General features: G+C 33.6%; 17 protein-coding genes. 14 read left to right on the top strand and 3 right to left on the bottom strand.

Annotated features, from left to right (window positions below):
* The first annotated feature begins 101 nt into the window (after nt 1-101).
* Nucleotides 102-320: a hypothetical protein gene (locus AC6CH4_RS18755; protein WP_498105654.1), complete on the top strand. Its 219-nt coding sequence runs from the start codon at nt 102-104 to the stop codon at nt 318-320.
* A gap of 35 nt (nt 321-355) precedes the next feature.
* On the opposite strand, the gene AC6CH4_RS18760 is transcribed toward AC6CH4_RS18755, so the two are convergent.
* Nucleotides 356-946, bottom strand: coding sequence for a riboflavin synthase (locus AC6CH4_RS18760; RefSeq protein ID WP_498105656.1), 591 nt, complete (start codon nt 944-946; stop codon nt 356-358).
* A 57-nt stretch (nt 947-1,003) separates the two neighbouring features.
* On the opposite strand from AC6CH4_RS18760, the gene pdxA reads away from it, so the two are divergent.
* The 13 genes from pdxA to AC6CH4_RS18825 all read left to right on the top strand — a co-directional run bounded on the left by pdxA (nt 1,004) and on the right by AC6CH4_RS18825 (nt 9,792).
* The gene (pdxA, locus tag AC6CH4_RS18765; protein WP_498105658.1) at nt 1,004-2,053 is read left to right on the top strand and encodes a 4-hydroxythreonine-4-phosphate dehydrogenase PdxA; all 1,050 of its coding nucleotides are present in this window, start codon (nt 1,004-1,006) and stop codon (nt 2,051-2,053) included.
* 106 nt (nt 2,054-2,159) lie between these two features.
* The gene (locus AC6CH4_RS18770; RefSeq protein ID WP_056186989.1) at nt 2,160-2,711 is read left to right on the top strand and encodes a YceD family protein; all 552 of its coding nucleotides are present in this window, start codon (nt 2,160-2,162) and stop codon (nt 2,709-2,711) included.
* 9 nt (nt 2,712-2,720) lie between these two features.
* Nucleotides 2,721-2,915, top strand: a complete 195-nt coding sequence (rpmF, locus tag AC6CH4_RS18775) for a 50S ribosomal protein L32 (RefSeq protein WP_007137315.1) — start codon at nt 2,721-2,723, stop codon at nt 2,913-2,915.
* 173 nt (nt 2,916-3,088) lie between these two features.
* Nucleotides 3,089-4,087 (top strand): beta-ketoacyl-ACP synthase III, encoded by a 999-nt coding sequence (locus AC6CH4_RS18780; RefSeq protein ID WP_498105660.1) that lies wholly within the window; start codon nt 3,089-3,091, stop codon nt 4,085-4,087.
* Nucleotides 4,088-4,110: 23 nt separating this feature from the next.
* Nucleotides 4,111-4,596 (top strand): acetyl-CoA carboxylase biotin carboxyl carrier protein, encoded by a 486-nt coding sequence (gene accB / locus AC6CH4_RS18785; protein ID WP_498105662.1) that lies wholly within the window; start codon nt 4,111-4,113, stop codon nt 4,594-4,596.
* Between the two features lie 99 nt (nt 4,597-4,695).
* Nucleotides 4,696-6,042, top strand: coding sequence for an acetyl-CoA carboxylase biotin carboxylase subunit (gene accC, locus AC6CH4_RS18790; RefSeq protein ID WP_072969753.1), 1,347 nt, complete (start codon nt 4,696-4,698; stop codon nt 6,040-6,042).
* A 294-nt stretch (nt 6,043-6,336) separates the two neighbouring features.
* Nucleotides 6,337-6,633 (top strand): hypothetical protein, encoded by a 297-nt coding sequence (locus AC6CH4_RS18795; protein ID WP_192186827.1) that lies wholly within the window; start codon nt 6,337-6,339, stop codon nt 6,631-6,633.
* 75 nt (nt 6,634-6,708) lie between these two features.
* Nucleotides 6,709-7,005, top strand: a complete 297-nt coding sequence (locus tag AC6CH4_RS18800) for a hypothetical protein (RefSeq protein ID WP_498105664.1) — start codon at nt 6,709-6,711, stop codon at nt 7,003-7,005.
* 62 nt (nt 7,006-7,067) lie between these two features.
* Nucleotides 7,068-7,364, top strand: a complete 297-nt coding sequence (locus AC6CH4_RS18805; protein ID WP_192186829.1) for a hypothetical protein — start codon at nt 7,068-7,070, stop codon at nt 7,362-7,364.
* A gap of 26 nt (nt 7,365-7,390) precedes the next feature.
* The gene (locus tag AC6CH4_RS18810; protein WP_498105666.1) at nt 7,391-7,681 is read left to right on the top strand and encodes a hypothetical protein; all 291 of its coding nucleotides are present in this window, start codon (nt 7,391-7,393) and stop codon (nt 7,679-7,681) included.
* A 19-nt stretch (nt 7,682-7,700) separates the two neighbouring features.
* Nucleotides 7,701-7,994 carry a hypothetical protein gene (locus tag AC6CH4_RS18815; RefSeq protein ID WP_498105668.1) on the top strand — a complete coding sequence of 98 codons (294 nt, stop codon included), beginning with the start codon at nt 7,701-7,703 and terminating at the stop codon, nt 7,992-7,994.
* A 14-nt stretch (nt 7,995-8,008) separates the two neighbouring features.
* Nucleotides 8,009-8,305 (top strand): hypothetical protein, encoded by a 297-nt coding sequence (locus AC6CH4_RS18820; RefSeq protein ID WP_498105670.1) that lies wholly within the window; start codon nt 8,009-8,011, stop codon nt 8,303-8,305.
* A gap of 128 nt (nt 8,306-8,433) precedes the next feature.
* On the top strand, nt 8,434-9,792 hold the full coding sequence (locus AC6CH4_RS18825; RefSeq protein WP_498105672.1) for a sigma-54-dependent transcriptional regulator: 1,359 nt from the start codon (nt 8,434-8,436) through the stop codon (nt 9,790-9,792).
* Here AC6CH4_RS18825 and AC6CH4_RS18830 read toward each other — a convergent pair.
* Together AC6CH4_RS18830 and AC6CH4_RS18835 are read right to left on the bottom strand one after the other, a co-directional pair.
* Nucleotides 9,789-12,224, bottom strand: a complete 2,436-nt coding sequence (locus AC6CH4_RS18830) for an ATP-binding response regulator (protein WP_498105674.1) — start codon at nt 12,222-12,224, stop codon at nt 9,789-9,791. The genes AC6CH4_RS18825 and AC6CH4_RS18830 overlap by 4 nt on opposite strands.
* Nucleotides 12,225-12,401: 177 nt before the next feature.
* Nucleotides 12,402-14,303: a S9 family peptidase gene (locus AC6CH4_RS18835; protein WP_498105676.1), complete on the bottom strand. Its 1,902-nt coding sequence runs from the start codon at nt 14,301-14,303 to the stop codon at nt 12,402-12,404.
* Between the last annotated feature and the right edge of the window lie 46 nt (nt 14,304-14,349).

Consider the following 14,349-nt stretch of genomic DNA (forward strand, 5'->3'; position numbering starts at 1 on the left):
TGCCAGTGAATTTCGGCAGAGACCTCGGTTTTTGTGAGATTTTTAGATAAAAAGACCCCAAGTCTAATTGTAAATACTGTGCTTGTTCGCACACTGAAATTATGAAGATAGTAAAGACAATTTTTTTCACATTTTTTTTGACACTGATTAATGTTTGTAGTGTTTTCGCTGATCCGCCTGCACTAGATGATCCTACTGATCCACCACTTGAGCCACCTGGAGGACCTATTGATAGTTATCTTTTGATTTTAATAATAGCTGCCTTAATGTTAGGGATGGTTGTTATATATAAAAATAAAATAAAAAAAGCTTCAGTGTAAAACTGAAGCTTTTTTAGTGATATGATTTTGGGATTTTATTTGTTGATCGAATAAAGTTTCGAAATGTATTTGCCTACAACATCAAATTCTAAATTTATTTTAGTTCCGACTTTAAAGTTTTTGAAATTAGTATTTTCAAAAGTATAAGGTATAATCGATACACTAAATTCATCAGTTTTAGAATTTACAACTGTCAGGCTAACGCCGTTTACAGTAATAGAGCCTTTTTCAATAGTGATATTGTTAAGGTTTTTGTCGTATTCAAAAGTGTAATTCCAACTTCCGTTTGCTTCTTCAATTTTAATACACGTTCCCGTTTGGTCTACATGGCCTTGTACAATATGTCCATCCAGACGATCGCCTAATTTCATTCCTCTTTCCAGATTTACGACATCGCCTGTTTTCCAGTCTCCAATATTTGTTTTTAAAATGGTCTCGTCAATAGCGGTAACGGTATAATATGAATCTTTTATGGCTACGACTGTCAGGCAGATTCCGTTGTGAGAAACGCTTTGATCAATCTTTAATTCATTTGTAATGGAGGAGTCAACCGTAATGTGAAGATTGTTTTGGTCTTTTTGTATTTCGTGAATCCTTCCAAGGGTTTCTATAATTCCTGTAAACATTGTTGTTTTATTTTACTAAATTTGCACATCAAAATTAGTAATAAATAATCTGAGCTCATGAATAAAAAAGCAGAAAATATAATTGTTGGAATTTCAGTTGGAGATTTAAACGGTATTGGAAGCGAAGTTATACTTAAAACATTCGAAGATTCTCGCATGTTAGAAATGTGCACACCGGTTATTTTTGCAAACGCTAAAATACTTTCATTTGTTAAAAAAAGTATCACTTCAACAATTCAGTTTCATGGTGTAGATAAATTAGATCAGGTTTTGCCTGGAAAAGTTAATGTCTTAAATCTGTGGAAGGAAGGGGTTGATATTAATTTAGGGACAAATGATGAGAAAATTGGAGAATATGCAATTAAGTCTTTTGTTGCAGCTACTACTGCCCTGAAGGAAGGTGAAATTGATGTTTTAGTTACGGCTCCTATTAACAAGTACAATATCCAGTCAGAAGAATTTAAATTTCCCGGACATACAGATTATTTAGATCAGGAATTAGAAGGTAATGCCTTGATGATGATGATTCAGGATAATTTGAGAGTGGGTTTGCTGACAGATCATGTGCCGCTAAATGAAGTTTCGTCTCATTTGACAGAAGAATTAATTACAAGAAAAATCGAAACCGTCAGAAAATCTTTGATTCAGGATTTTAGTATTGTAAAACCGAAAATTGCTGTTTTAGGATTAAATCCACATGCAGGTGATGGAGGAGTTATAGGAAAAGAAGATGATTTAGTTTTGAAGCCAGCTTTGAGGAAAATATTTGAAGCCGGAACGATGGTTTTTGGTCCTTTTCCTGCTGATGGCTTTTTTGGAAGCGGTCAATATGAAAAATATGATGCTATTGTAGCAACTTATCATGATCAGGGATTGATTCCTTTTAAAACATTGTCTTTTGGAAAAGGAGTAAATTATACAGCAGGTTTAAATAAAATAAGAACATCGCCAGATCATGGTACAGCGTACGATATTGCTGGAAAAGACATGGCAGATTTCAATTCATTCAAAGAGGCAGTTTATCTCGCGATTGACATTTATCGTTCGCGTAATCAGTATGAGGAGATTAGCCAAAAACCTCTTAAAATAAAAGAAAAACAGTTATAAACAAAAAAAGGTGAATAAGATTATTAGTTTTATAATAATTTTATATCTTTGCACCCCAATTCAGGTATCTGAGTTTTAGATACGAATTGGTCAAATTGATGTTAAGATGAGCAAATCAAAAGAATTTTTAATTCCTTTTATGGGATTGAAGCTGGGAAAACACCATTTTGAGTATCAAATAAGTAACGCGTTCTTTGAGAACTTTGATTACGACGAATTTCAAAGTTCGGATATCAAAGTGAGTTTAGTTTTAGATAAGAAAAGCAACATGTTAGAGTTGGAATTCAAACACAAAGGGACTGTGAATGTACCTTGTGATCTAACAGGCGAAGATTTTGATCTTCCTATAAAAGGGAAAATGAAATTAATTGTTCGTTTTGGAGACGAATTCAATAATGACAATGAAGAGTTGTTGATCTTGCCACACGGAGAGCATGAATTAGATGTTGCACAATACATTTATGAAATGATTGCCCTTTCGGTACCGCTAAAACGAGTTCATCCAGGCGTAAAAGACGGAAGTTTACAAACGGAAGCCTTAAAGAAACTAAATGAACTGACTGTAAAAGAAGTCAAAGAAGAAAAAGAAGAGAGTAAAAAAGAAGAAGATATTGACCCGCGCTGGGACAAATTAAAGCAACTATTAACGGATAAATAATATAGTAAAATGGCACATCCTAAGAGAAAAATCTCGAAAACAAGAAGAGATAAGAGAAGAACACATTATAAAGCTACTGTAGCTCAAATCGCTACATGTCCTATTACAGGAGAAGCACATTTATACCACAGAGCTTACTGGCATGAAGGTAAAATGTATTACAGAGGGCAAGTTGTTATCGATAAATCTGTAGCGGTTGCTTAATACGTTTTTGTAAATTATACTAGAACTCTCACATAGTGAGAGTTTTTTTTGTTGGTTATAATTTTCTTTTTTTAAGAAATTATCTACAAATTAATTTCGTTTTTTTTTGTAATTTTCAAGTCTTTTAAAAATTTTTCAAATATCCTGTATTTGAAAAGAAATAATAAAATATAATGAATACAATCACAGCCGCAATTACCGCTGTTGGAGCCTATGTTCCCGACTACATACTTTCAAATAAAGTATTGGAAACAATGGTCGATACTAATGACGAATGGATCACTACTCGTACCGGAATTAAAGAACGAAGAATTCTTAAAGATGCTGATAAAGGAACATCGTTTCTTGCCATAAAAGCAGCACAAGATTTAATAGCAAAAGCTAATATTAATCCCTTAGAGATTGATATGGTAATAATGGCAACAGCTACTGCCGATATGCCGGTAGCCTCTACAGGAGTGTATGTTGCAACAGAAATTGGAGCTACTAATGCATTTGCATATGATTTGCAGGCAGCGTGTTCAAGTTTCTTATACGGAATGTCAACTGCTGCAGCTTATATACAGTCAGGGCGTTACAAAAAAGTTTTATTAATTGGTGCCGATAAAATGTCATCAATTGTAGATTACACAGACAGATCTACTTGTATTATTTTTGGAGATGGAGCGGGTGCCGTTTTATTCGAACCAAATTATGAAGGTTTAGGTTTGCAAGATGAGTATTTACGAAGCGATGGTGTAGGGCGCGATTTTCTTAAAATTTCTGCCGGAGGTTCTCTAATCCCAACTACAGAAGAGACCGTTAAAAACAGACAACACAATATTATTCAGGACGGAAAAACCGTTTTTAAATATGCTGTAACTAATATGGCTGACGCTAGCGAATTGATCGTTAAAAGAAACAATTTGACTAATGAAGATGTTGATTGGTTAGTACCACATCAGGCAAACAAACGTATTATTGATGCTACTGCAAGCAGAATGAACCTTGAAGATTCAAAAGTATTGATGAATATTGAAAAATATGGTAATACAACTTCAGCAACTTTGCCATTAGTATTAAGTGATTTTGAACACCAATTCAAAAAAGGAGATAATATTATTTTAGCCGCTTTTGGTGGTGGATTCACTTGGGGATCTATTTACCTGAAATGGGCTTACGATACAAAATAAATTAAAACTAAAAACGAATCATTATGGATTTAAAAGAAATTCAAAACCTAATCAAATTTGTAGCAAATTCGGGAGTTGCTGAAGTAAAGTTGGAAATGGATGATGTAAAAATCACGATCAGAACAACTTTAGAAGGAAACGTAACTGAAACTACTTATGTACAACAATTACCAGCTCAGCAAGCTTTACCGCAAGCTGTTGCTCCTCAAACTGCTCCAGCTGTTGTTAATGTAACTAGTGAAGCGTCTGTTCCGGCTGAAGATTCGAAATTTATCACTATAAAATCGCCAATCATTGGTACTTTCTATAGAAAACCGTCTCCAGACAAACCAGTTTTCACTGAAGTTGGAAGTGTTATCTCAAAAGGAGATGTTCTTTGTGTAATTGAAGCAATGAAATTATTCAACGAAATCGAATCAGAAGTTTCAGGTAAAATTGTAAAAATTCTTGTTGACGATATGTCTCCTGTAGAATTTGACCAACCTTTATTCTTAGTAGATCCATCTTAATTTTAGATCGTTAGATTTTTAGATTTTTAGACTTTTTCGAAAGTGCTTAAAATCTAATTATCCAATTATCTAATTATCTAATTATCTAATTTTAAAAAGATGTTTAAAAAAATATTAATTGCGAATAGAGGAGAAATTGCACTTCGTGTAATTCGTACATGTAAGGAAATGGGAATTAAGACTGTAGCGGTTTACTCTACAGCTGATGCAGAAAGTCTACATGTAAAGTTTGCTGACGAAGCGGTTTGTATCGGACCTCCTCCGAGTAACTTATCGTATTTGAAAATGTCAAATATTATTGCTGCTGCCGAAATTACAAATGCAGATGCAATTCATCCAGGATATGGGTTTCTTTCAGAGAATGCTAAATTCTCTAAAATTTGTCAGGAGCACGGAATCAAATTTATTGGTGCCGCTCCTGAAATGATTGATAGAATGGGAGACAAAGCTTCTGCAAAAGCGACAATGAAAGCTGCAGGAGTTCCGTGTGTACCAGGTTCTGACGGATTATTAGAATCTTTCGAACAAACACAAAAATTGGCTAAAGAATTTGGTTACCCGGTTATGCTTAAAGCAACTGCTGGTGGTGGTGGAAAAGGAATGCGTGCTGTTTGGAAAGAAGAAGAATTGTTGAAAGCATGGGAAAGTGCACGTCAGGAAGCTGCTGCTGCATTTGGAAATGACGGAATGTATATGGAGAAACTTATTGAAGAACCACGTCATATCGAAATTCAGGTTGTTGGAGATTCATACGGAAAAGCATGTCACCTTTCTGAAAGAGACTGTTCAGTACAACGTCGTCACCAAAAATTAACTGAAGAAACACCTTCGCCATTCATGACAGACGAATTGCGTACTGCAATGGGAGAAGCTGCTGTAAAAGCTGCTGAATTCATTAAATACGAAGGAGCCGGAACTGTAGAATTTCTTGTAGACAAACACAGAAATTTCTATTTCATGGAAATGAATACGCGTATTCAGGTGGAGCACCCAATTACAGAACAAGTTATCGATTATGATTTGATTCGTGAGCAAATTATGGTGGCTGCCGGAATTCCGATTTCAGGGAAAAACTATTTACCACAATTACATGCTATTGAATGTCGTATTAATGCTGAAGATCCTTATAACGATTTTCGCCCTTCACCAGGAAAAATTACTACGCTTCATATGCCAGGAGGACACGGAGTTCGTTTAGATACTCACGTTTACTCTGGTTACAGCATTCCGCCAAATTACGATTCGATGATTGCTAAGTTAATTACAACTGCACAATCTCGTGAAGAAGCTATCAGCAAAATGCGAAGAGCTTTAGATGAATTCGTAATAGAAGGTGTGAAAACTACAATACCTTTCCACAGACAATTAATGGATGATCCAAGATATATTGCAGGAGATTATACAACTGCATTTATGGATACTTTTAAAATGAATCCAATCGAATAATTATAAAGGCTGTCAATTTTGGCAGCCTTTTTTATTTTACCTTATATTTTAACCCGACAGATTTTTTAAAATCTGTCGGGTTTTGTTTTAAAATGGCTTAGTAAACACTTAAAGTGTATACTTTTTACACACTCATTTTTAAAATTACACACTTTTTTGAATTTCTAAATTTTGGCACAATTAGGTTAAGGCCTTTAAAAATAGGGGTTTGAATGATTTGGCATGTTGTGTTTAGTTTACGGCATAATAATTTCATTATCTAAAGCGTAAACAACTATTAAACTAAATATTATTATGAAAAATTTATTTTTATCAGCCGCTATTGTTTTGGGAAGTTTATCTTCATTCGCATCGACTTCTCCAATTACAAATTCTATTATAAAAACGATTTCAATTCAGGACGAATACACAGAAATTAAATTAGAAGAAGTACCGGCTCCAATTACTGAAGCTTTAAAGAAATCATTTCCGGATGCAGTTCTTTCAAAAGCATACAAAAATGCAAAATCGGAATACAAATTAGATGTTACTGTTGGAGAGAAAGTAGGTTCTCTTTATGCTAATGCAGACGGAACATGGATTAAAAAATAATTTAAATAGACACTTCAATGTTTATTCAAATTAGTAATACTAAAATTAAATTACGAATACTAAAATATAACTATTATGAAAAATCTATTTTTATCAGCCGCAATCGTTTTGGGAGGTTTAACATCATTTGCTTCAACTTCGCCAATTTCAAATACAATCGTAAAAACAATTTCAATTCAGGACGAATACACAGAAATTAAATTAGAAGAAGTGCCAGCAGCAGTTACAGATGCGCTTAAAAAAGCTTATCCGGATGCAGTACTTTCAAAAGCATACAAAAATGCAAAATCAGAATACAAATTAGACGTTACTGTAGGAGACAAAGTAGGTTCTCTTTATGCTAACGCAGATGGATCATGGATTAAAAAATAATCTACAGAGATTCAAGTTTTAAAGTTTAAAAAAATATTATATACACCATTAAATTAAATATCATGAAAAATTTATTTTTATCAGCCGCAATCGTTTTGGGAGGTTTAACTTCATTTGCTTCAACTTCTCCAATTTCAAATACAATCGTAAAAACTATTTCAATTCAGGATGAATATACTGAAATCAAAGTAGAAGAAGTACCAGCTGCAGTTACAGATGCGCTTAAAAAAGCTTATCCGGATGCAGTACTTTCTAAAGCTTACAAAAATGCAGCTTCTCAATATAAATTAGAAGTTACTGTAGGAGACAAAGTAGGATCTCTTTATGCTAATGCAGACGGATCTTGGGTTAAAAAATAATCACTAACTACTAAAATACTATTATTATGAAAAAGCTAATCTTATCGGCAGCTATCCTGTTAGGAGGGTTGTCAACACAGGCAGCAGTTATTGATGAAACAAATACAATAACGCATTCAATAAAAATTCAGGATGAGTATAAAGAAATTGATGCTGTTCCAGCAGCTATTAAAACAGCTTTAGATAATGCTTATCCAGGAGTTAAACTTGATAAAGCATATGTAAACGACAAAAAAGAATACAAAATTGAAATTACTGTCAGAGAAGTAAAATCAATCGTTTACACTGATGCACAAGGAAATATCCTTAAAAAGTAATCAAATAAATTCCCATATTATGAAAAAGTTAATCTTATCGGCAGCTATCCTTTTAGGAGGTTTGTCAATGAATGCAGCAACTCAGGTTGTAACAAATTCAATTGTTTCAGTAAGTATTCAGGATGAATATACTGAAGTTGCTGCAGATGCTGTTCCAGCCGCTGTAAAATCAACAATTGAAAAATCGTTTGTAGGTTCTAAACTGGAAAAAGCATGGAAAAATGCTAAGGAAGAATACAAACTTGAAATTTCTAAAGAAGGTAAAAAATATACCTTTTTTACAGATGCTTCAGGAAACATCATCAAAAAATAATTAAAAAGAACATTATGAAAAAGTTAATCTTATCAGCAGCACTAATTTTGGGAAGTTTATCAATATATGCAACAACTACAGAAGCTGAACCTGTAAAGATTGCTGTCAACAATGTTCAGGATGAATATAAAGAAGTTGCCGTTGATGCAGTTCCGGCTGTTGTCAAAACAGCTTTAGAAACAGCTTACCCTGGTGCAAAACTAGTGAAAGCTTATACAAATGAAAAAAAAGAGTATAAACTCGAAATATCAGTTGGTGACCAAAAGGCTACTGTGTATTCAGATGTCAATGGCAATTGGTTGAAAATATAATTAGGTGAAATTAGATTTATGTTTTTGGTAAAAAAGAGATTGCGACGTGCAATCTCTTTTTTTTTGCATAATTTTATGAAAATACAAGTTTAATAGTATTATTTTAGCAAAAAAGACCCTAAAAACAGATGTCAAAGATATTACTGATAGAAGATGATATTTCGTTTTGCAAATTATTAGAGAAATTTCTAATAAAGAAAGCATACGACGTAACCGTTGCTTTCTCGGCAGAAGAAGCCCGATTGGCAATGAAGAAAGAATCTTTCGATTTGATTCTGACAGACCTGCGCTTGCCCGATTCCGACGGCATAGGACTGATGTCTGAATTTAAAACTTCAAACCCTGAAATCCCTGTGATTCTTATGACGGGATATTCAGATGTAAATACTGCGGTTAAAGCCATAAAAAATGGTGCAGCCGATTATATTTCAAAACCTTTTAATCCTGATGAGGTTTTATTGGTCATTACAAATGCTTTAAAAAATTCTGAAACAGAAGAAGAAGTTCTTAGGAAAGAAATAAAAGCTCCGAAAAAGAAAGAAGCTACTTCATCTGAAAATGAATTCGTCAGAGGTATTTCTGTCGCTTCCAAAAAATTATTAGATCACATTCATTTGGTGAGCCCAACGGATATGTCGGTTTTGATTATTGGAGAAAGCGGAACAGGAAAAGAAATCATTGCCAAAAGCATTCACCAGCAAAGCACCAGAAAAAACAATAATTTTATTGCAGTAGATTGTGGCGCAATTCCAAAAGAATTAGCTGCAAGTGAATTTTTCGGACATTTAAAAGGATCTTTCACAGGAGCAATCAGCGACAAGATGGGGTATTTTGAAGCAGCAAATGGCGGAACTTTGTTTTTAGATGAAATAGGAAATCTTTCTTATGAAAATCAAATACAGTTATTGAGAGCACTTCAGGAAAGAAAAATTAAGCCTGTTGGAAGCAATAAAGAAATTAACGTCGATATCCGCATCATAACTGCTACAAATGAAGATTTACGTGAGGCAGTAAAAAATGGCGATTTTAGAGAAGATTTATACCATAGAATCAATGAATTCTCGATTCTTTCGCCTTCATTAAAAGACAGGGAAGAAGATTTAATGGTTTTTGCCGAATATTTTCTGGAAAAAGCCAATAATCAGCTGAATAAAGAAATAATTGGATTTTCGCCTGAAGTTGTTGCTATTTTTCAAAAATACAATTGGCCTGGGAATTTACGTGAGCTGCAAAACTGCGTAAAACGTGCCACACTTCTTACCAGAGGAAATTTTATTGAAAGCGATGTTTTGCCAGCCGAGTTTTTTCAGGTTCAAAAAAACAATCAGCAAAATACTAATGAAACTTTTTCATTGTCTGAAAATGAAAAGGAAACTATTATTCATGCACTTTCAAGAACTCAAAATAACAAATCGGAAGCAGCAAAACTGCTTAAAATTACCAGAAAGACACTTTATAATAAATTAAAGCAATACAACATCGATTAAACAATTTCTTTTTGTAGCGCTTTAAAAAGTGATTCAGTTTTAGCTTTTAAGGCCTTAAAAATGTCTTTTAAATCAGAAATTTCAAAATCATTTTTATCTAATACTTTTAGTATCCCGCCAATTTCATACGCTTCAATTTGATTAAACATTGGCGCAATTCGATGTGCAATCGCATTTATTTCCGGGACATTTTCTTCTTCAATTGCAGTTTCTAAAAACACCAGATTTTCATTGGTGCTTTCTATAAATGATTTTAAAACTTCATTTAAGGCATTTTTATCATTTCCCAGAAAGTCTTTTAGGGTTTCTAAGGAATATGATTTTGCAGCTATTTTTTCTTCGTTGTCATTAATGTCAACCACAGGTAAAGTATCATTTTCTAAAATAAGATGAATGGTTTCCAATAATATTTTTGGTGAATACGGTTTTTTAACCACAGTTGTAAAACCGGCTTCTGCATATACAGACGGAGCTAAATCAGTTCTTCCGGTTAAAGCTATTACCGGTTGATTTTTGTAAATAGAAGTATTCTTAAGTTTTTGAAGAAACATGAAACCATCCATTTCCGGCATTTGAATATCAGTTATGATAAAATCAAAATTCGTTTTCTGAATTGCTTCCAAAGCTTTAATTGCACTGTTGAAAGACAATACCTGATGGTTTTCCTGTCTTAAAACACCGCTTGTTAAATTGAGCAGATTGATATCGTCATCAATCACAATGAAAGTCTGTTTTTTAGTATTGCGAACGATTGGTTTCTTTGTTTCGGAAATAGTAGTATTACTGGTGTCAAATAACAATGGAAGTTGTATTTCAAAGGTACTTCCTTTACCGAAAGTACTTTCAAGCTGTAAAGTTCCTCCTAAAATAGAAATTATTTTTTGGCAGATTGACAATCCTAAACCTGTTCCGCCGTATTTTTTTTCGATACCTTCATTGGCCTGAGCAAATTCTTCAAAAACTAATTTCTGATTTTCTTTTTCAATTCCAATTCCGCTATCTTCAATTATAATCGTAAAAAACTGATCATTTTCGGCAATAAAAGCACCGATTCTGATAAAACCTTCTTCCGTAAATTTATAAGCATTTCCAATAATATTGCTTAAGATTTGTTTCAATCGAAACGGGTCTCCTACAATTTTAGTATTCAGTTTGTCATCAACATTAATAACAAGCTCGATATTTTTTTGTTTGTAAACGGTCTGAATGCTTTTGGCTACTTCATCAATAATTTCAGGTAATGAAAAAGGTACTTTTTCAATCGTAATTTTCCCTGCTTCAATTTGAGAAAAATCCAACAAATCCTGAACCAGCTGCGTAATATATTCAGAAGAATTTTTGATATTTTTAATAAAATAAGACTGCTTCGTATTCACATCAGAATTCCCTAAAAGCTCCGAATAACCTACAATGGTACTTAAAGGTGTTTTTAAATCATGACTTACGGTCGAAATCAGTTGCTCGCGGCTTTTCAGTAAATTCTTGGTTTTGAAATTCGCAATTTCGAGCTGTCTTTTATAGACTTGCGATTTCGAATAATCGCTTACAATTAAAATCGAGAAAAATAAAGTCAATATCAAACCAATAATAGCCGAAGCCGTTACTATTTCGTTGACTTTTTTAAGTGATTTTTCTTTTAAGGAATTGTTTTTAATTGAATTGATAATAATCTCGCGTTCAATAATTCTAAGTACTTTTCGAAGTTGCTCAGAGATGGCGATTTCATTTTTAAGCAATTTATTTTCCTCAAAATTCAGTGATTCTTTTTTCTTTTCTGCCTTAAGTTTTACATTGCTCAAAAGCTTTTTCGAATTGGCCAGGATAGAATCAGAAGCCTGTTTGCTTAACGTATTGGTGCTGTCATCCGGAATATTCTGATTGAGATAATCAACATATTTCTGAAGTACATTTCGCTGGTAACTTCCAAGCTGATTTGGGCTTTTAGTAAAATCCTGAAGCTCTAATTTTCGGAGTTTAAACTCCATTTTGGTAATTTCATCAATAGCAGTATTTACCGAAACTTCATCGTCAGCTTTGTTTTTTATCGCTTTTAACTGCTGAATGTTTTTAGTTTTTTCAGATAAATAATAATTAACGCTGTCCAGCAACGTTTTTTGATATTGTGTAGTTACGATCTGTTTTAAAGTGTCAATTCGGGAGCGTAAAGAATCGGTTTCAGTAAGATAACTTTTAAAGTCACTTTCAGAGTTCGTCTGAATTGTTTTTCGGGCTAAACTTTCAGTTTTATATACGTTCGAAAATAATTTGCTGACTCTTAGAATCTTGGTTTTTTCGAAGGCAATTTTATCTTCCAGTTTGTTATAAACCACATTTTCAGAATATAAAAACCATCCAACTGTAACAACCAAAGCCAGTAATGCAACATAGCTGAAAAGCACTTTAATGGCTGTGTAACTTTTTTTGCTCTCCATGTTATTATTCTAGGGATTTGGAAGTTTTTTAAAATCGAATTCCCTGCAATTTATTCAAAAAATTCTGTTTTAAAAAGAGAAATGAAATCAAAAGTGTTACATAAATTCAAAGTTCTGAAAATAAAATAGCCACAGATTATATAAATCTGCGGCTATTAAATATTTCTTATTCTTAAATTATAGCGTTTCGTTCAGCCATTTAAAAAATTCACCTTGCCAAACCTGAGCATTTTGAGGATGCAATACCCAGTGGTTTTCATCCGGGAAATAAACAAATCGGCTTTTGATTCCTCTTAATTGTGCAGCCTGAAAAGCTTCTTGTCCTTGTCCAATTGGCACACGGAAATCTTTTCCTCCCTGGAAGATTAAGATAGGTTTGTTCCACTTCTCAACCATAGTTGCAGGATTAAAAGTCGTGTATGATTTTTGAGCTACAGCATTGTCTTTTTCCCAATAAGCACCACCAAAATCCCAGTTGTTAAAGAAAACTTCTTCGGTCGTTCCTAACATACTTACGGTATTGAAAACGCCATCGTGCGCAATAAAAGTTTTGAAACGATTATTGTGAATTCCGGCTAAATAAAACACGGAATATCCACCGTAACTTGCACCAACGCAACCTAAACGGCTTTTGTCAACATAGCTTTCTTTGGCAACATCATCAATCGCAGAAAGGTAATCGTCCATAACTTGTCCGCCCCAATCTTTACTGATTTTCTCATTCCATTCAACTCCGTGCCCAGGCATACCGCGACGGTTTGGTGCAACAACTACATAACCTTTAGCAGCCATTAAGGAGAAATTCCAACGGAAAGAATAGGATTGTGTTAATGCACTTTGTGGTCCGCCCTGGCAGAATAACAAAGTTGGATATTTTTTTGTTGCATCAAAATTTGGAGGTAAAATTACCCAAACCAACATTTTTTTACCGTCAGTTGTTGTAACATAACGTTTTTCTGTTTTGCTTAAAGCTAAAGTTTTGTATGTATCTGTATTTACATTTGAAAGTTGTTTCCAGCTGTTTTTCTTCAAATTGTAAGAATAAATTTCCGGTGCATGATTCATGTCATTTCTGGTTACGATGATATCATCTCCAGCGAAACCTACTAAATCATTTACGTCAAAATCACCATTTGTAATCTGGCGAACCTGAATGGCAATTCTTGTCAATCCCGGAAAGTTTACCACAAAAAGTTGTTTTGTACCGTCAACTGGTGCTACAAAATAAACGTTTTTACCATCTTTACTCCAGATAAAATTATCTACAGTTCCGTCCCAATTAGCAGTTAAGTTCGTTTTGATTCCTTTAAATTCAACAATAATGTCGTTTTTATCAGCTTCGTAACCATCACGCTTCATTTGCAGCCAGGTTAAATTTCCTGTTGGAGAAAATTGTGGAGCGGTATCGTATCCTAAATTATCTTCAGTTCTGTTGGTTGTTTTTTGAGTCTCTAAATTATACTCATAAATATTGGTGTTTGTAGAAATTGCATAATCAGTTCCTGCTTTTTTCTTGCAAACGTATAAAATACTTTTTCCGTCTGGAGACCAGATGTAATCTTCGTCACCACCAAAAGGTTTTTGAGGAGAATCGAAGTTTTCACCTTTTAAGATGTCAATTCCGGTTGTACCTTCTTTGTTTTCTTTATAAAAAACGTGGTTGAATTTCCCTTCGTTCCAGGTATCCCAATGACGATAATCTAAACCATCATAAATTTGAACATCTGATTTGGTAAGGCTTGGATAAAAATCTTTTCCTAAAACCTTTTCCAGTTTAACTTCTTCATTGTACACTAAAAATTTTCCGTCAGGCGAAATATTTTTGTCGGCTAAAACAGCTTTAGTGTCTTTAATTTCTGTTGCAATTCCACCATTTACTGGCAATGTGTAAAATTTTGAAGACGATTTGTTTTCTTCTACTGAGGGAGTAGAAACTTTAAAAACAACATTTTTTTCATCTTTCGAAAGTCCAAGTGCGATCACTCTTCCTAATTTCCATAACAATTCTGGTGACATTACATTCTGTCCGATAGCGTTTAAACTCATCATTATTAAGGTTGTAAATAATACTTTTTTCATAATAAAATTCTAATATTCGTGGGGCTAAAAGTACAAATATATTTTA

The organism is Flavobacterium sp. GQ95 (assembly GCF_059758655.1).